The organism is Agrobacterium sp. CGMCC 11546 (genome assembly GCF_013365515.1).
In the GTDB taxonomy this organism is placed as follows: domain Bacteria; phylum Pseudomonadota; class Alphaproteobacteria; order Rhizobiales; family Rhizobiaceae; genus Agrobacterium; species Agrobacterium fabrum.
In genome coordinates this window covers 318,863-335,485 of record NZ_CP047388.1, presented here as the reverse complement: position 1 = coordinate 335,485, position 16,623 = coordinate 318,863, and the positions used below count along the sequence as shown (strand labels likewise).

15 protein-coding genes are annotated in these 16,623 nt (G+C 60.0%); 3 read left to right on the top strand and 12 right to left on the bottom strand.

Going from position 1 to position 16,623, the window contains the following annotated elements; all coding sequences use genetic code 11:
- Window positions 1–864, bottom strand: a complete 864-nt coding sequence (locus tag GSF67_RS16365) for a branched-chain amino acid ABC transporter permease (protein WP_006316573.1) — start codon at window positions 862–864, stop codon at window positions 1–3.
- 90 nt (window positions 865–954) lie between these two features.
- Complete coding sequence (locus GSF67_RS16360; protein WP_006316572.1) at window positions 955–2,127, bottom strand: ABC transporter substrate-binding protein; 1,173 nt, start codon at window positions 2,125–2,127, stop codon at window positions 955–957.
- A 340-nt stretch (window positions 2,128–2,467) separates the two neighbouring features.
- Here GSF67_RS16360 and GSF67_RS16355 point away from each other — a divergent pair, with 340 nt between their 5' ends.
- Window positions 2,468–2,842, top strand: a complete 375-nt coding sequence (locus GSF67_RS16355) for a hypothetical protein (RefSeq protein WP_035216873.1) — start codon at window positions 2,468–2,470, stop codon at window positions 2,840–2,842.
- A 29-nt stretch (window positions 2,843–2,871) separates the two neighbouring features.
- Here GSF67_RS16355 and GSF67_RS16350 read toward each other — a convergent pair whose 3' ends face one another.
- The 5 genes from GSF67_RS16350 to GSF67_RS16330 all read right to left on the bottom strand — a co-directional run bounded on the left by GSF67_RS16350 (window position 2,872) and on the right by GSF67_RS16330 (window position 9,967).
- Window positions 2,872–4,695, bottom strand: a complete 1,824-nt coding sequence (locus tag GSF67_RS16350) for a M14 family metallopeptidase (protein WP_244399945.1) — start codon at window positions 4,693–4,695, stop codon at window positions 2,872–2,874.
- Between the two features lie 5 nt (window positions 4,696–4,700).
- A complete protein-coding gene (locus GSF67_RS16345; RefSeq protein WP_176072045.1) occupies window positions 4,701–5,549 on the bottom strand; it encodes an ABC transporter permease in 849 nt (282 codons plus the stop codon).
- A 6-nt stretch (window positions 5,550–5,555) separates the two neighbouring features.
- Window positions 5,556–6,479 (bottom strand): ABC transporter permease, encoded by a 924-nt coding sequence (locus tag GSF67_RS16340; RefSeq protein ID WP_006316568.1) that lies wholly within the window; start codon window positions 6,477–6,479, stop codon window positions 5,556–5,558.
- 90 nt (window positions 6,480–6,569) lie between these two features.
- Window positions 6,570–8,105 carry an ABC transporter substrate-binding protein gene (locus GSF67_RS16335; protein WP_006316567.1) on the bottom strand — a complete coding sequence of 512 codons (1,536 nt, stop codon included), beginning with the start codon at window positions 8,103–8,105 and terminating at the stop codon, window positions 6,570–6,572.
- Between the two features lie 41 nt (window positions 8,106–8,146).
- Window positions 8,147–9,967, bottom strand: coding sequence for an ABC transporter ATP-binding protein (locus tag GSF67_RS16330; RefSeq protein ID WP_006316566.1), 1,821 nt, complete (start codon window positions 9,965–9,967; stop codon window positions 8,147–8,149).
- Between the two features lie 589 nt (window positions 9,968–10,556).
- Between GSF67_RS16330 and GSF67_RS16325 the strand changes: the two genes are divergently transcribed.
- Window positions 10,557–10,859, top strand: a complete 303-nt coding sequence (locus tag GSF67_RS16325; protein WP_035216882.1) for a putative quinol monooxygenase — start codon at window positions 10,557–10,559, stop codon at window positions 10,857–10,859.
- A 62-nt stretch (window positions 10,860–10,921) separates the two neighbouring features.
- On the opposite strand, the gene GSF67_RS16320 is transcribed toward GSF67_RS16325, so the two are convergent.
- Complete coding sequence (locus GSF67_RS16320) at window positions 10,922–12,823, bottom strand: bifunctional sugar phosphate isomerase/epimerase/4-hydroxyphenylpyruvate dioxygenase family protein (RefSeq protein WP_035216869.1); 1,902 nt, start codon at window positions 12,821–12,823, stop codon at window positions 10,922–10,924.
- 121 nt (window positions 12,824–12,944) lie between these two features.
- On the opposite strand from GSF67_RS16320, the gene GSF67_RS16315 reads away from it, so the two are divergent.
- Window positions 12,945–13,637, top strand: coding sequence for a TetR family transcriptional regulator (locus GSF67_RS16315; RefSeq protein WP_006316559.1), 693 nt, complete (start codon window positions 12,945–12,947; stop codon window positions 13,635–13,637).
- On the opposite strand, the gene aroQ is transcribed toward GSF67_RS16315, so the two are convergent.
- From aroQ to GSF67_RS16295, 4 genes are all read right to left on the bottom strand, one after another.
- The gene (gene aroQ / locus GSF67_RS16310; protein ID WP_006316558.1) at window positions 13,612–14,055 is read right to left on the bottom strand and encodes a type II 3-dehydroquinate dehydratase; all 444 of its coding nucleotides are present in this window, start codon (window positions 14,053–14,055) and stop codon (window positions 13,612–13,614) included. The two genes, GSF67_RS16315 and aroQ, sit on opposite strands and share 26 nt — an antisense overlap.
- Window positions 14,052–14,921 carry a shikimate dehydrogenase gene (locus GSF67_RS16305; RefSeq protein WP_006316557.1) on the bottom strand — a complete coding sequence of 290 codons (870 nt, stop codon included), beginning with the start codon at window positions 14,919–14,921 and terminating at the stop codon, window positions 14,052–14,054. Before GSF67_RS16305 ends, aroQ begins: the two co-directional genes overlap by 4 nt.
- A 71-nt stretch (window positions 14,922–14,992) precedes the next feature.
- A complete protein-coding gene (locus GSF67_RS16300; protein ID WP_006316555.1) occupies window positions 14,993–15,754 on the bottom strand; it encodes an amino acid ABC transporter ATP-binding protein in 762 nt (253 codons plus the stop codon).
- Window positions 15,755–15,784: 30 nt separating this feature from the next.
- Entirely contained in the window at window positions 15,785–16,621 is an 837-nt protein-coding gene (locus GSF67_RS16295; protein ID WP_006316554.1) for a transporter substrate-binding domain-containing protein, read from the bottom strand.
- Window positions 16,622–16,623: the final 2 nt, after the last annotated feature.

Genomic DNA, 16,623 nt, shown 5'->3' with positions numbered 1-16,623 from the left:
TCATTTCGCCCTTCCTAGAAGGCCGCGCGGGAACAAGGTGATGATCACGATGACCGCCAGATAAAAGAAGAATTCGCCATATTCGGGGGCGAGATACCGCCCCGTCGTATCGATCGCGCCGAGCAGCAGGCAGGCGATCAGCGCGCCGGGAATGGAGCCCGCGCCGCCGACGGAGACCACCACGAGGAAGGTGACCATGTAGCGCAGCGCATAATAGGGTTCGACCGGCAGCAGTTCCGCGCCGATGACGCCGCCCATCGCGGCAAGGCCGACGGCGATGGCGAAGCTGACGGCATAGATGATTTCCGTGCGAACGCCGAGTGCGGCCGCCATGGCGGCATTATCAACGGCGGCACGCAGCTTGATGCCGAAGGCGGTCTTTTCGAAGGTGAACCACAGCGCGCCGGCCACGGCCAGCCCGCAGGCAATGGCGAAGATGCGATGGGTGGCGATGGTGCGGAAGCCGAGATCGGTGGGGCCAGCCAGCTGCTGCGGCAGCGGAATGGTCTTCAACGTGGGTCCGAAAACGTAATTTGCGATGCCGATAATGCAGAAGGTGATGCCGATGGTCATCAGTACCTGTGTCAGCTCCGGCGCGCCATAGATGCGGCGGTAGAGGAAACGTTCGAGCGGTATGGCGATGACGATGGTGCCGACAATAGCAACGAGGATCGCCATCGCATAACCAAGGCCGAGGCCGTGGGCAGCATAGGAGGCGAGGTAACCGCCGATCATCGCGAAGGCGCCGTGCGCCAGATTGACCACCCGCATCAGCCCCATTGTGACGGAAAGGCCGATGGAGATGATGAACAGGACCATGCCATAGGCAAGCGCATCGATGAGGATGCTGAAGACCGTCTGCATGCTGAAAAAACTCCTCCCGGTGCAGCGATGCCCATCCGGGCCGGAGACGGGCCGCTCTTGGCGGCCCGACAACGTCGTTAAAGCTGCCTTTTATTTCGCGGCGGCGAGACCCGGATCGCCCTGCTTTTCGAAGGTCTGGATTTCCTTGTTGTAATAGGTGCCGTCATCCGCTTTGGCCACTTCGCGCAGATAGATGTTCTGCGTGATGTGGCGGCTTTCCGGATCGATGCTGACAGGGCCGCGCGGGCTTGTCCAGGATAGACCCTTCACCGCCTCAACCGCCTTTTCCGCATCCTGTTTGCCGCCGGTGGCCTCGATCATCTTGCTGATGACATACATGCCGTCAAAGGCGCCGACGGAGGTGAAGGAAATATCCTTGGGATTGCCGATCGTCTTGCTGACTGCTGCCACGAAGGCCTTGTTTTCGGGTGAATCATGCGACACGGAATAATGGAAGGTGGTCTGCATGCCGAGTGCGGCTTCCCCCAGAGCCGGCAGATCCGGCTCCTGCGTGAGATCGCCGGGGCCAAAAAGCTTGATGCCCGCCGATTTCAGGCCGTTATCGTTGAAGGCCTTGACGAAGCCGAGCGTTGTCGGGCCCGAGGGTAGAAATGCAAAGACGCCCTGAGCGCCGGAATCCTTCGCGCGCTGCATGATGGGGCTGAAATCATTGGTGGAAATCGGCATGCGAATGCTCTCTACCACCTCTCCGCCGGCGGCCGCGAAAGCCGCCTTGAAGGCGTTTTCGGCATCGACGCCCGGGCCATAGTCGCTGACCAGCGTGATCACCTTTTTCGTGCCGCCGTCAAAAGCCACCTTGGCGATGGGTGTGGAGGTCTGCCAGGTTGTGAAAGAGGTGCGCACCACATAGGGGCTTTTGGTGACGATGGCCGAGGTGGCGGCATTCATGACCACCATCGGCACATTGCCCTGTTTCAACAATGGCGTCACCGCCATGGCATCGGGGGTGAACATGAAGCCGGCCAGATATTGCACGCGCTCCTTCACCACCAGTTCCTGTGCAAGCGCCTTGGATTGGGCGGGATCAGCCTGCGGCACGTCGCGATAAACGACTTCGACAGTGTCGTTGCCCACCTTGTTGTCATGCATCGAAAGCCAGGCTTCGATACCGGCTTTGAAATTCTTGCCGTGGATCGCAAAAGGCCCCGACATCGGCCCGATGACGCCGATCTTGATCGTTTCTGCAGAGGCGACGGAACTGAAAAGAACAGCCGCAATCGCGGCGGTAAGCGGCAACTTCATAATTTCCTCCCAAGTGACCCGTGGCTCCCATCCACTGGCCGATCTTCGCAGATTGGGGAGTGTGATGGCCAATGTAAAATGAAATAAGGGGGGTGATAAATAACCTGACGGTTATCAATAAGCCAGCATTTCGTTCTACTCCATACCGCCACGATGGAGAAGCGCCGTTGCTGCCAGTCTAACAAGCGGCCGCTGGGGGGCTGGCGTGTCGTGAGAACAGCTTCGGGCAAACTCGACGCTGGATAGTGCCGATGTGGAGACGAACCAATGCCTTAACCAGTTCTAAGGGGATTGTTCGTAGTCTCGCCAAGCATATTTTGGAACTTTATTTGGTGTCTTGATGGGCGAATATCAGAATAAAGCTGTTGAGCTGATGCGCAATCGCGTCGGGGAAAATACGCTCAACAACAGGATCGAGCGTCGCGAAGCATTCCTGCGCAAGGCGCTGACGCTCTATCACGCCATGGGCGGAACAACGGAAGACCTGCAGGCAGCCGTGAAGGATGCCGTATCCGCGCCGGCGCCCAGCATCGATGTGGCCGTCGGTGACGTCATGTACAAGCTTGCAGCGATCGGCCACGTTGCCGATATCGATATTATTCAGGCGGGTTACAATAAGCTTGACGCAGCCAACCTGCATATTCTCAGCAAGGGCAAGAAGCTGCTGCAGAAGCAGCGGGACCAGAAGCTCGCCACCACCGCGTCGGCAAAATAGGCGAACCGCCTCCGGTTGGGCGGTTCCGTTCAACACATGCGGCAACACTCCGTTGGAGCATGTGTTTCCCGCAGGCCGGTGCCGCCGGTAATGCAGGCCGCGCCGTTTCCGGCAGGCTCTATCGCGACCTGTGGTGCCAGGATTTCCTGCCAGGCCTCATAGGCCGAAAGCACTGTTTCCATCTGCGCGGTATGGCCGGTGATGAAATCGTCGCCATAGATCGTTTCATCGGGATATTCGGTGATCAGCGTCATCGGCACGGTGTGGCGGTCGTCCACGGATGACAGGCATGGGAAGCCGTTGATGATGCGGAAACCAGTTTCGCCGGCGTGGATTTCATAAAGCCCGATCTGGCGGTTATTATAATCCAGAAGGCCGGGAATCGCGCCGAGATGGCGGGTCACCTTGTCGAGCAGGGCTTCAGCCTGGCTTTCCCAGTCCGCATGGTGGCGGATGATGAGGAAGAAGCCCTTCGGCAACGTCCACATGGCGAAATTGCGCGGCACATAACCGGATAGAGGCCGGGTCCATTCATGTGAGGGATAACCGTGCAGGTTCACATGCAGGCTGGCGCCACTGATTTCCTGCGCCTTGAAGCGGATTTCCTTCTCGTTCAGATGCGCGCCTGAATTTTGCGGCGTGCGATATTCGAGGTCGTCGCCAAGAGCGGTGTAACGCGCCGCATGGTGCATATGACGCGGATTGTCGATGCGCAGCCGCTGGTGCAGGGCGTAACCGTCAGGGTTTTCCAGCGGCGAGATGGTGAAATGCGCGTCCTTGCGCTCAGCGAGTTTGCCGGCGGCGCGGATGGCGCCAACGATGCCTGTCGTCTCGTTCGGGTGCTGGCCGCCGCTGACCATCACGGCGGCATCGCTGCCGGCCACGTAACGGGCGGCAAGGATGCGGCCGGAGCGGGAGCGGGCATCGAAGGCCTCGCCGCCGATCTCTTCAAGCAGCTTTGCGAGCTGGCCCGCCGCGACCGGTTCACGGGCTTCATCGATCGGTTGCTCGCCGCCATCGAGGAAGGTGGTAGTCAGCGAACGGGTCTCGATGTGGACGGAGATTCCACCTTCGCTTTTCAAGATTTCCGGTACGATCTGGCCGGGTTTCAGGCCCCGGTCACCCAGCGGGCGGCCGGATTTCTTCTGGAAGAATTCCAGTAGCGAGAAATAGAAATCCTCGTGCAGCGCTTCGCGCAGGCTGACGACCTCGTCGCCGACGGGCAGGGCCATGTCCTCGGCAGGATGAGCGACGCCGATGTTCAGTTCCTCGAAATAGGGTTCTTCATCGCCCCAGCTATGGTCGGCGACGGCATTGATTGCCGCTTCGAAAAGCTGCTCGTAATCCGTCTCCAGCCGCTTGCCCGCAGCATTGCCGGCAGGCCGGAACCAGCCGGTTGGCGAGACATTGGTTTCGCCGACGATATCGGTATGGACCCGGTTTGGGGCCAGAACCGTGAGGCTTTCCTGCTTGCCGTTACGGCTCAGCGTCAGGTCATAATGGAAGGCATCGTCGTCGCGGGCGATGAAATTTATCGTCGCATCGCCCACTAGTGCCGCCAGCGGATAGGCCTCCAGCCGGAAACGGTTGGCTGGCGCATTTGCGTGCACCGGGTAACGCACCTCGATGGCGTCGACGCCATCGAGATTGATCTCTTCCAGAAAGGTGAAGAGAAGCGGCTTGTAGGCGCTGCGGATGCGGGCGCAGACGCCTTTTTTCTTCAGCCTCTCTTCGGCCTCGCGCCGGCTTTTGGCATCATCGAAGGTCCAAGCCTCGAAGGATTGGCCGGGCGTGGCGCTAGCGAGAAGCGCATCCAGCGTGCGCTCGAAGGTCTGGTCGAAAATCTGGCTCATCGCAATCACCTTGAGGTTCTGCCTGTGGGGTCGAGGCTGTCGCGCAGCCAGTCGCCGAGAAGGTTGAGGCCAAGCACGGTCAGCAGAATGGCAAGGCCGGGGAAAACGCTGACCCACCATGCCGTTTGCAGGTAAGTGCGGCCATCCGCCAGCATGCCGCCCCAGCTTGGAATGGTCGGATCGACGCCGAGGCCGAGGAAAGTCAGGCTGCTTTCCAAGAGGATGTTATTGGCGACGTTGAGCGTCATCAGCACGATGACCGGGCCGATGAGGTTCGGCAGCAGGTGCTGGAGGATGATACGCCAGTCCTTCACGCCGATGGCGCGGGCGGAGAGAATGAATTCCCGTTCGCGCAGGGTCAGCACCGAGCCGCGCACGAGGCGGGCATATTGCACCCATTGCGAGATGATCAGCAGGATGATGGTGTTGGTGAGGCTGCCGCCGACAATGGCGATGAAGGTGATCGCCAGAAGAATGAAGGGCATGGCGAGCTGGATATCTGCAAAACGCATGACAAGCATATCCCAGAAGCCGCGATAATAACCGGCGACCAAGCCGACCGCGACGCCGAAGATGACCGCGCCGATGACCGAGGTGAAACCGACCAGCAGCGAAATCTTGCCGCCGGCGACGACGCGGGCCAGCACGTCACGGCCGAGCGGATCGGTGCCGAGCGGATGGGCGGCATTGGCAAAGGGCTTGACAAGGCGCGCCATCAGGTCGATCTTGTCTGCGCCGCCGGGAAACAGCACGTCGGAAAAGACGACCGCAAGGCAGATGACTGTCGTGAGGAACGCGCCGAGGACGAATTCCAGATTGGTGAAGCGCGACAGGCGCGAGGTTTTGGCAGCCATTGTCACTTACTCCGTGCGGATGCGCGGATCGACAAGCCCGTAGGCAATATCGACCAGAAGGTTGATGCCGACGATCATCAGCGAGAGCACGGTGATGACGGCCTGAAGCACGGGATAGTCGCGCGCCCCGACCGCATCGAAAGCCAGCGTGCCGAGACCCGGCCAGTTGAAGACGCGCTCGATGACGACGATGCCGCCGAGAAGCCCGCCAAATTGCAGGCCGAAATAGGTGATGAGCGGAATGGCGCAGTTGCGCAGCGCATGCTTGTAGAGAACCTTGCTTTCGCTGAGGCCCTTGGCGCGCGCCACCATGACATATTGTGAGCGTAGCGTATCGAGCATCGCCGTGCGCACGAGACGGACATTGGTCGCCGTCAGGATAACACCCATGGTGACGGATGGCATGATGTAGCTGGCGAAGCCGCCCATGCCGCTTGGCGGCAACCAGCCGAGCGTAATGGAGAACAGCAACACCAGCATCGTCGCCAGCCAGAAATTCGGGAAGGACAGGCCGATGAGCGAGAAGATGCGGATCACCTGATCTGCCGTCTTGCCGCGCGAGGTCGCGGCTTTGATGCCGAGCGGGATCGAAAGCGCGATCGACACCGCCATGGAGATGAAGGCGAGCAGCAGCGTGGCGGGCAGGGCATCGGCGATGAGACGCGAGACCGGCGTGCTGCCGGTGAAGCTGCGGCCGAAATCGAGTGTCACGAGGCCCTTCAGGAAGCTGAAATATTGTACGAAGAACGGCCGGTCGGTTCCAAGCGCTGCACGGATGCGCGCCAGATCGTCTTCCGTCATGCTGCCACCGCCCTGGAACATGGTGACAGCCGGATCGCCCGTCAGGCGGATGGCGAAAGATACGAGAAGGGTGATGGCGATGACGACGAAAATCGCCTGCAGCAATCGCTTGATGAGGAAACCGGCCACGTTTTTTACCTTGAAGAGAAACTCGGGAAGAGAGACCCGGCCTTGCCCGCGGGATGGCGGGCAAGGCGCTTTTAGGGCGGATAAACCTGATTATTCGACGGTGACGTCGGTCAGCTTCAGGCGGTTATCCGGCGGTGCGATGAAACCCTTGACCCGCTTGTTGATGCCGTAAATGGCATTGGTGTTGTAAAGCGGAATTTCCAGCGCGCGTTCGGCGGTATAGCTGCCGATTTCCTTGAGGATCTTTTCGCGCGCGGCACGGTCGGTCAGCGGACGCTGCGATTCCAGGAGCTTGTCGAGCTTTTCATCCTTGTCGTAAGGGTTCCACTTTTCACCCGAGTGGTACATGGAATAGGCCGTATTGTCGTAATCGAAGGTCCAGCCACCCCACTTCTGCTGGAACATCGCGCCGGTCTTGCCCTGCGGGATGATGTCGTTCAGCAGAACGTTGGTCTCATAGGGCTTGATGGTGGCGGTGATGCCGACCATGGAGAGATAGCTGGAAATGACCTGCGCCACTTCGTTCATCGTCGCGTCATTGCCGCGGATATCGATCTGCAACGCCGCACCCGGCTTGACGCCGGCTTCCGCGAGCAGCTTCTTTGCGGCTTCCGGATCGTAAGGCAGCGGCTTCAGATCGGCATCGTAACCGAAGGACAGCGCGCTCTGGAAGCTGGCGATCTCAGATGCCTGGCCGGCGAGGATCGACTTGACGATGGTGCCACGGTCGACGGCCATGATGATCGCCTTGCGCACCTTCGGATCGGCGGTGATGCCGTCACGGGTGTTGAAACGCAGCGCATCCACCGTCGGGCCGGGAACGCTGACGATCTCCAGCTTGGAATCGCCTTCGATGACCGGGATCATGCCGATCGGGATGGTGGGCGGAATGACGAGATCGACGCGGCCGGCCTGCAACTCGGCAACGGCTGTCGCCGGTTCGGAAATGAAGCGGTATTCCAGTTCGGAGAGTTTTGGTGCGCCGCCCCAGTAATCCGGGTTGGCTTCCAGCTTGATGTTGGTCTTCGGCGCATAGGAGACGAATTTGAATGCGCCGGTGCCGACAGGGTTGAGGTTGAAATTGTCCTCGCCCTTTTCCTTGATATAGGCAGGCGGAACGATCATGCCGCCATAACCGGCAAGCTTGGTGAGCAGCACCGGATCGGGCGCCTTCAGCTTCATGTCGACGGTGTAATCATCGATGACATCGACGCTTTCGATGGCGACGTAGTTGGAGCGCTGCGGGCCCTTGGCACCCTGTTCGCCGAGAAGGCGCTCGAAGGTGAACTTGACGGCGGCGGCGTTGAAAGGCTCACCATTGTGGAACTTGACGTTCTGGCGCAGCTTGAAGCGGATGCGCTTGCCTTCATCCAGTTCTTCCCAGGATTCGGCAAGGCCGGGCGCCAGCTTCAGGTCCGGGCCGCGATAGGTCAGGCCGTCGAAAATGTTGGTGGCAACGGCTGCCCATTGTACGAGGAAGGTGTCGATCGGATCCCAGCTGCCGGGGTCCTGCGGGCTGGAAATGGTCATCTTGCCGGCGGCAAGAGCCGGTGCGGCGGTAAAGGCCGTGGCGGCCATGGCAAGCGCGACGAACGTTGTCGTCATCCCCTTTTTGATTATTGTCATCTACCTGTTCCTCTTCAGATGGTTGCGGTTCTGGTTGTTATTCAGGCGCTCTTCGCAATGAAGTGGCCCGGATTGATTTCCTCATGGGCGAATATGGTCGGCTCATCACCGACACGGCGCACGGGATTGGGTATTTCGCCCTCGATCATGGCGATGCGGCGCTCAATGGTCGGATCGGCGACCGGCACGGCCGAAAGCAGGCGGCGGGTATAATCATGCGTCGGCGTTTCGAAGACCTGCTGGCGGCTGCCCATCTCCATGATCTGGCCGAGATAAAGCACGGCTACGCGATGGCTCATCTTTTCCACGACAGCCATGTCATGGCTGATGAAGAGATAAGCGAGACCGCGCTCGGCCTGCAAATCCATGAACAGATTGATGATCTGCGCCTGAATGGAGACGTCGAGCGCCGACAGCGCTTCGTCTGCAATGATGAGCTTCGGATCGGAGGCGAGTGCGCGGGCGATGCAGACGCGCTGGCGCTGGCCGCCCGAAAACTCGTGCGGATAACGCGCGGCATGTTCCGAGCTGAGGCCCACGCGTTCCAGCAACTCATCCACGCGCCGGCGTACGGCCTTCTGATCATTGATCAAACCATGAGTGTTGATCGGTTCGGCAATCGAAAACCCGACCGTCTTGCGCGGATCGAGCGAGGCGAAGGGGTCCTGGAAGATATATTGCACTTCCTGGCGCATGCGGAACCGCTCCGCCGCCGACATCTGCGAATAGCTGCGGCCGTTGAAGGAAATTTCGCCTGATACAGCCGTTTGCAGCTGCTGGATGGTGCGGCCGATGGTGGATTTGCCGGAACCGGATTCGCCCACCAGCGCCAGCGTCTCGCCGGCATGGATGTCGAAACTGACCTTCTGCACCGCGCTCAGGCGGTGCGTCGCCTTGCCGAACAGGTTCTTGCGAATATCGAAGCGAACGAACAGGTCCTTCACCGACAGAAGCGGTTTCTGATCATATTTGGCGGTGTCCTGCACGCGTTCTTCACCGATCACCACCGGCTGGCCATCCTGCAACACGGTGAGCGGCAGGCGCTTCGGAAACGCTTCGCCCTCCATGCTGCCGAGACGCGGCACGGCGGAAAGCAGGGCGCGCGTGTACGGGTGCTGCGGGTTGGCGAAGATATCCTTGACCGGGCCTTCCTCGACCTTCTTGCCCTTCCACATGACAACGACGTCATCGGCCATTTCCGCCACAACGCCCATATCATGGGTGATAAAGACCATGCCCATGCCGAGCTTCTTCTGCAGGTCGCGCATGATGTTGAGAATCTGCGCCTGAATGGTCACATCAAGCGCCGTCGTCGGTTCGTCGGCGATCAAAAGCTTCGGCCGGCAGGCGAGCGCCATGGCTATCATCACGCGCTGGCGCATGCCGCCGGAAAGCTGGTGCGGATAACGTTTCAGAAGCTCCGCCGCATCGGGCAGGCGCACCATGTCGAGCAGTTGCTTTGCCTGGTCCATCGCAGCCGTCTTGCCGAGCTTCTCATGCAGAACAAGCACTTCGCAGATCTGGTCGCCAATGGTGAAGACAGGGTTGAGCGAGGTCATCGGCTCCTGGAAGATCATGGCGATCTCCTTGCCGCGGATCGAGCGCATCTCTTTCTGCGACGCCTTCAGCAAGTCCTTGCCTTCAAACAGGATTTTGCCGGTGGGGTAGGTCGCGCCCATCATGTCCGCAAGGCGCATGGTGGAGAGCGACGTGACCGATTTTCCCGACCCGGATTCGCCAACGACCGCGACGGTGCGGCCGGGTTCCACGCGGAAGGAGATATCGTCCACGACGCGGCTGTTTCCAAACTCGACGCTCAGGCCTTCGACGGACAGGAGGGCGTTTGCGTTTGCGGCAGTCATATCATCGTCTCCGGCATGGCCTGCGCGGCAATTCTGGCGCAGTCATCTGAAATGGAAAAGGGGAATGGGTTGCAGGCAGGCATGCGCGGGGCGACACCATGCGGACAGGACGGGGATGTCTCGAGGGACTGCATGTTTCAGGCCGCTTTGCCGGTGGAAAACGCCTTGGACGCCGCCGGGCAATTCAAGGCCCGCATTGCCACGGAAGCGCAGCTGATGACCTCGCAGGTCTCATCAGGATAATTTGCGTCGGCCGCCGATTCCACGATGCGCATGAAACTTTATTCCCCACCCTTGTTTTGCCGAAAAAGCTAACAAAACAGAACAATCATGTCCAGAGTGTTGAACAATTTTTGTGTACTGCTCTACAAATGTGCAGGCGCATCGATTTTGAGCGCGGATTTGCACCGAATGCTCCGTAAAGATGCCTATGTCGCAGAATCGTTGTCGTTAAGGGCCGTCTTCCTATCCGCAGGCAGACGAATATATTTATAGTTTGCAAAGCTGAGGAGCGTGGCGATATCCACGTTCTAGTGCAATCGGGCAGAGCGCGCAAAGCGCTGCCCGAGGTGTGGGCGACGAGGAATGGATGTCAGGCATGAACAACAAGGCAGGCGCGGTCAGGTTGAGCGGTTTTCTACGGTGCTTATCGGAAGATGATGTTGAACTGGTGCGGCAGCATCTTCCCGACCATATTCGCCTGACGAGAGCGGAACCCGGTTGCATTTCTTTCGAGGTGTCCCAGACCGACGATCCGCTGGTCTGGCGGGTGAAGGAGCTTTTTGCCGATCGTCCTGCCTTTGACTTTCATCAGCAGCGGACGCGGGCATCTGCCTGGTTTACGGCGACCTCCGCCATTCCGCGCGACTATGAAATAACGACCTTGCCTTGAACGAAACGGGCCGCAGCGGCATTTCTGCCGGCTGCGGCCCGATCGAATTGCTGTGCCGGGACTTATTCCTTCGGCATGCCGACCGGCGGCGCAAGGCGTCGTTGCGCGGCAATGCGGAAGGGGGCGTTCATGGCGCCATAACCGCCGTAAGCACCACGCCTTTCGATGACCTCGAAGAAAAAGCCCTCACCGAAGGTACGGCTGTAGATCTGGAAATATTCACCATTGTCGTCGCGGTCATAAAGAATGCTTGCTTCTCGCAGGGCATCGGAGAATTCCGGCTCCAGCCCGAATCGGGCTTCCAGATCGTCGTAATAATTGCGCGAGATCGGCAGGGCGTGAAAGCCGCGCGCCTGCATCGCCTTGGCCGTGGCGAAAATATTGTCGGTGGCAAAGGCGATGTGCTGGATGCTGGTGCCGAAACCCTCCGCCAGAAATTTGCCGGCAAAGGTCTTGCGATTGTCCGCGCCGTTCATGGTCAGGCGAAAATTCGCTGCCGGCACGCTTTCAATCGCCTGGCTGCGCACCAGCCCGCCGGGATCGACCACATCGATCATCGGTGTGCGGCGGGAGGAAAACAGCGAGGTGTAGAACAGAAGCCAGGTCAGCATTTCATCATAATGCGTTGTTTGCGCGAGATGATCGATACGCGTCAGGCCGGCATCGCTCACCGCCTTCTGCCCCTGAATCGGCTCGAATTCCTTGTCCCAGATGGAGGCGAGCGCCGGTGACGCATCGAGGAAATAGATGACGCCATTGCCCACGCCCTGAATGGCGGGAACGGCAACTTCGTCCGTGTTGCGCGGTTCTGCGAAGGTCGGTGCGCCGAGCGCTTCGGCCCGCGCCAGCGCCGCCTTGGCATCGTCGACCTTCAGCCCGAAGGCATAGGCATTGGTGCCGTGGATCGAATAGGAGGCACCGGCAAAACTGTCGCCGTCATCGCTGGTATTGATGACGATACGGATATCGCCCTGCGTATAAAGATCGACCGCGCGGTTGCGGTGCTGCGCCGATTTTTCAAAACCAAGCGTGGCGAGCAGCACTTCCAGATTGGCCTTTTCCTCGGGTGCCGTGGTGAACTCGACAAATTCCACACCCTGCGTTTCAACCCTTTCCGGCATGGCAGGCACGTCGATGCGGATATCGGGTTCGAGCCGTCGCACCTGGTCCATCAGGTTGATCAACGAGCGGTGGCCATCTTCGGCAAGCAGCCGGGCGGAGCCGCCGCGGAACTGGTCGTTGAAGATTTCCAGCGACAGCGGGCCGCTATAACCCGTCGCGGCCACGGCGCGCATGAAGTCCACGACAGGCAGATCGCCTTCACCCGGCATGTTGCGGAAATGGCGGCTCCAGTAGAGCAGGTCCATGTCGATCAGCGGCGCATCGGCCAGCTGCACGATGAAGATCTTGTCGCCCGGAATGGAGCGGATCGAATTGGGGTCGATCTTGCGCGATAGCGTGTGGAAACTGTCGAGAATGATCCCGACATTGGCGTGATCGGCACGGCGCACCACCTCCCAGGCATCGCGGTGATCGCTGATATGGCGGCCCCAGGCCAGCGCCTCGTAACCGACGCGCACGCCATGTTTTGCGGCCAGTTCACCGAGCTCATGGAAATCGGCCGCGGCGCGGTCGATGCCGCCGAGCGAGACCGGAGAGACATTCGAGCAGATCAGCATCAGATCAGTGCCGAGTTCGCCCATGATATCGAATTTCCGCTCAGCCCTCTCGAAGGCGCGGGCGCGGTGCGGTTCCGGCATGCCCTCGAAATCGCGGAACGGCTGGAAGAGGGTGATATCGAGACCATGATCGGCGGCAAGCGCCTTCACCTCGCGCGGGGAGGCGTCATAGGTCAGGAAATCATTCTCGAAAATCTCCACGCCGGAAAAGCCGGCCTTGGCGATGGCCGCCAGCTTTTCGGGAAACTCGCCGCTGATCGACACGGTTGCGATGGATGTGCGCATTGGCATGCCGTGTCTTCCTGTGTCATAGCTCGCCATATTGCCTTCCTTTTCAGCCTTATGTACTAATTGGTTAATAAGCAGGGCGTGACCGCAGGCCGCCGCCGCACCGATGGAATGGATAATGACCAAAAGCGCGACTTCGAACGCAACCCGAGAAAGCCGGCAGGCGAAGCGCGATCCGGAAGGGGTGCGCCGCGACATTCTTTCCGTCGCCATGGATGAGTTTTCGCAGAACGGCCTCTCCGGCGCGCGCATCGATGAGATCGCGGCGCGCACGCGCACGTCCAAGCGCATGATCTATTATTATTTCGGCGACAAGGAAGGCCTCTACAAACGCGTCCTGGAGGCGGCCTATGCGCAGGTGCGCGGCGGCGAAGGCAACCTTGAGCTGGATGATCTGGAGCCGATTGCCGCACTGGAGAAGCTCTGTCGGTTCACCTTCGAGCATCACCGTCGCAACCCCGCTTTTGTCCGCATGGTCATGACGGAAAACATTCACCACGGCAGGCACATCAGGGTTTCGGAGGCGATCCGCAACGTCAACCGGCCCGCCATCGAGATCATGCGGCGAATATTGAAGCGCGGGCAGGATGCCGGCCTGTTCCGGCCGGGATTGGACGCTCTTGAGCTGCATTGGCAGATCAGTGCACTGTCTTTTTACAACGTCTCGAACACCGAAACTTTTTCGTTCAATTTTGGCGATACGCTTTTCAGTGAGGCCGGCCAGGAAGCGCTGTCCGCACATGTGGCGGAGATGTTGCTGCGCTATGTGCTGAAGCCCGAGCATATTACGAGGATCGGGAAAGACGGTTGATGAGGTGGCGTAGCGCCACCCCGTAACCTTCGATGCCAAGACCAGCGATCACGCCTTCGGCACGGGTCGACACATAGGAATGGTGCCGGAAGACCTCGCGTTTGTGGATGTTGGAAATATGGACCTCGATGACCGGTGCCTCGAAGGCGTTCAGCGCATCGAGGATCGCCACTGACGTATGGGTAAATGCGCCCGGATTGATGACGATGCCCGCGGACTTGCCGCGGGCTTCGTGGATCCAGTCGATCAGCTCATATTCCCGGTTGCTCTGGGCAAAAAACAGCTCGTGGCCGGCGGCTTCGGCGATGGCACGGCAATCGGCCTCGACATCGGCGAGCGTCTCGTAGCCGTAAATCTCCGGCTGGCGCTGGCCGAGCAAATTGAGGTTCGGACCGTTCAGGATCGTAAAAAGGCTCATGCCACGCCCTCCGCCATGCAAAGTTCTGTGAAATGCGCCGTCATCCGTTTCGCATCCGGCTCGCGGCCGCAAAAGAGGCGAAATGCGCCGACGGCCTGGAATACGGTCATGCCGCCGCCGGGCAGGGTTCGGCATCCCTTGCTGGCCGCAGTCGCCAGAAGCTCGGTCACCAGCGGCATATAGACGATATCGGCGACCCAGTGCTTTTGTTCGATCAGCTCGGCCGCAACCGGCATGCCGGGATGGGCGGGCATGCCCATCGGCGTGGCATGGATCAGGCCATCGGCAAAGGGCAGCGAGTCGACCGGGTCCTTCACCGCGAAGGCGCGGCCTTCACCAAAACGGGCATCGAGCTCGTCGGCGAGACGTTCGGCTCTTGGAAAATCCCGGTCGACAATATCGAGCCTGATAATATCGAGCTTCAACGCGGCATGGGCCACTGCAACGCCTGCACCACCTGCGCCGACCAGAAGCGCCCGGTCGCGCTTTGCATCCGGCAGGCCACGCACGAAGCTTTCGTAAAAACCGTACCAGTCGGTATTGTGGCCGATACGGCGTCCATCCCGGAAGACGACCGTGTTGACCGCGCCCAGCATGCGGGCATCGTCGGAGAGTTCATGCAGATGCGGAATAATGGCCTGCTTGAAGGGATGGGTGATGTTCGTCCCGGCAAAACCGCGCGCCTCCAGCTCGTCGAGAAGAGCGGGAAGGCTACTCTGCGGCAGTTTGCGGGCGGTAACATCCACAAGCTCGTAGGAATAGTCGAGGCCATGGGCCGCCCCCTCGCGCATATGCAGCGCGGGCGATTTGGAAAGCTGGATGTCGGCGCCTATCAGGCCGACCTTGAAGACGGTTTTTTCTGTCATGATCTGATGTCGCTCATCGGACGGTGTGGGAGAGGCGGGACGATCCCGCCCGCCTTAAGAGCGCGCGAACCTCAGTGGTGGGCGAGAATTTCGCCGAGGAACGTGCGCGTACGCTGGTGCTTGGGATCGCGGAAGAATTCTTCCGGCGGGCCTTCCTCGATGATCTCGCCTTCCGACATGAAGACGACACGGTCGGCCACCTGGCGGGCGAAACCCATTTCATGGGTCACGCAGATCATCGTCATGCCGTCGCGGGCAAGGCCGATCATGGTGTCGAGCACTTCCTTCACCATTTCCGGGTCGAGTGCCGAGGTCGGCTCGTCGAACAGCATGGCCTTCGGTTCCATGCATAGCGCCCGGGCGATGGCCGCACGCTGCTGCTGGCCGCCGGAAAGCTGTGCCGGGTATTTGTCGGCCTGGTTGAGTATGCGCACGCGCTCCAGATATTTGCGCGCCGTCGCCTCCGCATCGGCCTTGGAGAGACCCTTCACCCGCATGGGGGCAAGGGTACAGTTTTCCATGATGGTCTTGTGCGGGAAGAGATTGAAGCTCTGGAACACCATGCCCACTTCGCGGCGAACCGCATCGATGGCGCGGCTTGAATCCGACAACGTGGTGCCCTCGACCGTGATCTTGCCCTCCTGGATTTCCTCCAGATGGTTGATGCAGCGGATAAGGGTGGATTTGCCCGAACCGGACGGGCCGCAAAGAACGATCTTTTCGCCTTTGCGAACCGTCATGTTGACGCCTTTAAGCGCATGGAAGGCTCCATACCACTTTCCAACCCCTTCAAGGGCGATCAGCGGAGCCTGTGCGGCGGAGGATTGCGACATGGAACTTTCCTTCATGCTTTGCAGCGGCGTTTAGTTGATGGTGTAGGGAATGTCGGGAAGCGAGGCCGGGAAGTCCGGAACCGGGCGCTTCATCCATTTGGCATAGACTTTTGCGAGGTCGCCATTGGCCTTGGCCTTATCGAGCCAGGCGTTCAGCGCTTCGTTCCAGTCCTTTTCACCCGGGCGCGTGGCGGCGCTGTTGTAGAGGGTCACGAGGTCGAACTTCACCTCGTAATCCTTGCCGCCGGCCGCCGCGAGGCGGTCACCATAAAACTGGTTGCCGCCGATCGCCTCGATCTGGCCCGACAGGATCGCCTGGATGGTGGCGGCGTCGTCATCGAAACGAAGGATATTCGCTTTCGTACCCGCGCCGGCGGTCAAGGCTGTGTCCATCGGGCTGGATTTCGGTGCGCCGACGGTCATCCCCGTCAGATCGTCGAAATTGGCGATCTTCTTGTCCTTGGTGGCGTAAACCGACATGACGTTATGCGCGTAAGGCTGTGCATATTGCACGTTCTTGGCACGTTCCGGTGTCATCCCCATCGATGCGAACAGGGCATCAACCTTGCCGGTGCGCAGCGACGGAATGCGGTTGGCGACGGCAAGCGGCACGAACTCGACCTTCAGGCCGAGATAATCCGCAAACCCCCTGGCCAGGTCGGCATCGTAGCCTTCCTGCACGCCGGATGAATTGATGAAGCCCCAGGGCGCGTTGTCGCCCTGGATGCCTATCACGATCTTGCCGCTGGATTTTGCCTCTTCCAGCGTCCGGGCATCTGCCCCTGCGGGTGTCAGGATCGGCAGCAGTGCTGCCAATCCGACTGCGAGGGCCGTCCGCCAACGTGTCTTTGTCTCAAAGATTCCCATTG

Excerpts from the sequence above, each read along its gene's own strand:
- GSF67_RS16365 (WP_006316573.1), bottom strand. The coding sequence starts at position 864 with ATGCAGACGGTCTTCAGCATCCTCATCGATGCGCTTGCCTATGGCATG.
- GSF67_RS16360 (WP_006316572.1), bottom strand. The coding sequence starts at position 2,127 with ATGAAGTTGCCGCTTACCGCCGCGATTGCGGCTGTTCTTTTCAGTTCC.
- GSF67_RS16355 (WP_035216873.1), top strand. The coding sequence starts at position 2,468 with ATGGGCGAATATCAGAATAAAGCTGTTGAGCTGATGCGCAATCGCGTC.
- GSF67_RS16350 (WP_244399945.1), bottom strand. The coding sequence starts at position 4,695 with ATGAGCCAGATTTTCGACCAGACCTTCGAGCGCACGCTGGATGCGCTT.
- GSF67_RS16345 (WP_176072045.1), bottom strand. The coding sequence starts at position 5,549 with ATGGCTGCCAAAACCTCGCGCCTGTCGCGCTTCACCAATCTGGAATTC.
- GSF67_RS16335 (WP_006316567.1), bottom strand. The coding sequence starts at position 8,105 with ATGACAATAATCAAAAAGGGGATGACGACAACGTTCGTCGCGCTTGCC.
- GSF67_RS16330 (WP_006316566.1), bottom strand. The coding sequence starts at position 9,967 with ATGACTGCCGCAAACGCAAACGCCCTCCTGTCCGTCGAAGGCCTGAGC.
- GSF67_RS16325 (WP_035216882.1), top strand. The coding sequence starts at position 10,557 with ATGTCAGGCATGAACAACAAGGCAGGCGCGGTCAGGTTGAGCGGTTTT.
- GSF67_RS16320 (WP_035216869.1), bottom strand. The coding sequence starts at position 12,823 with ATGCGCACATCCATCGCAACCGTGTCGATCAGCGGCGAGTTTCCCGAA.
- GSF67_RS16315 (WP_006316559.1), top strand. The coding sequence starts at position 12,945 with ATGACCAAAAGCGCGACTTCGAACGCAACCCGAGAAAGCCGGCAGGCG.
- aroQ (WP_006316558.1), bottom strand. The coding sequence starts at position 14,055 with ATGAGCCTTTTTACGATCCTGAACGGTCCGAACCTCAATTTGCTCGGC.
- GSF67_RS16305 (WP_006316557.1), bottom strand. The coding sequence starts at position 14,921 with ATGACAGAAAAAACCGTCTTCAAGGTCGGCCTGATAGGCGCCGACATC.
- GSF67_RS16300 (WP_006316555.1), bottom strand. The coding sequence starts at position 15,754 with ATGTCGCAATCCTCCGCCGCACAGGCTCCGCTGATCGCCCTTGAAGGG.
- GSF67_RS16295 (WP_006316554.1), bottom strand. The coding sequence starts at position 16,621 with ATGGGAATCTTTGAGACAAAGACACGTTGGCGGACGGCCCTCGCAGTC.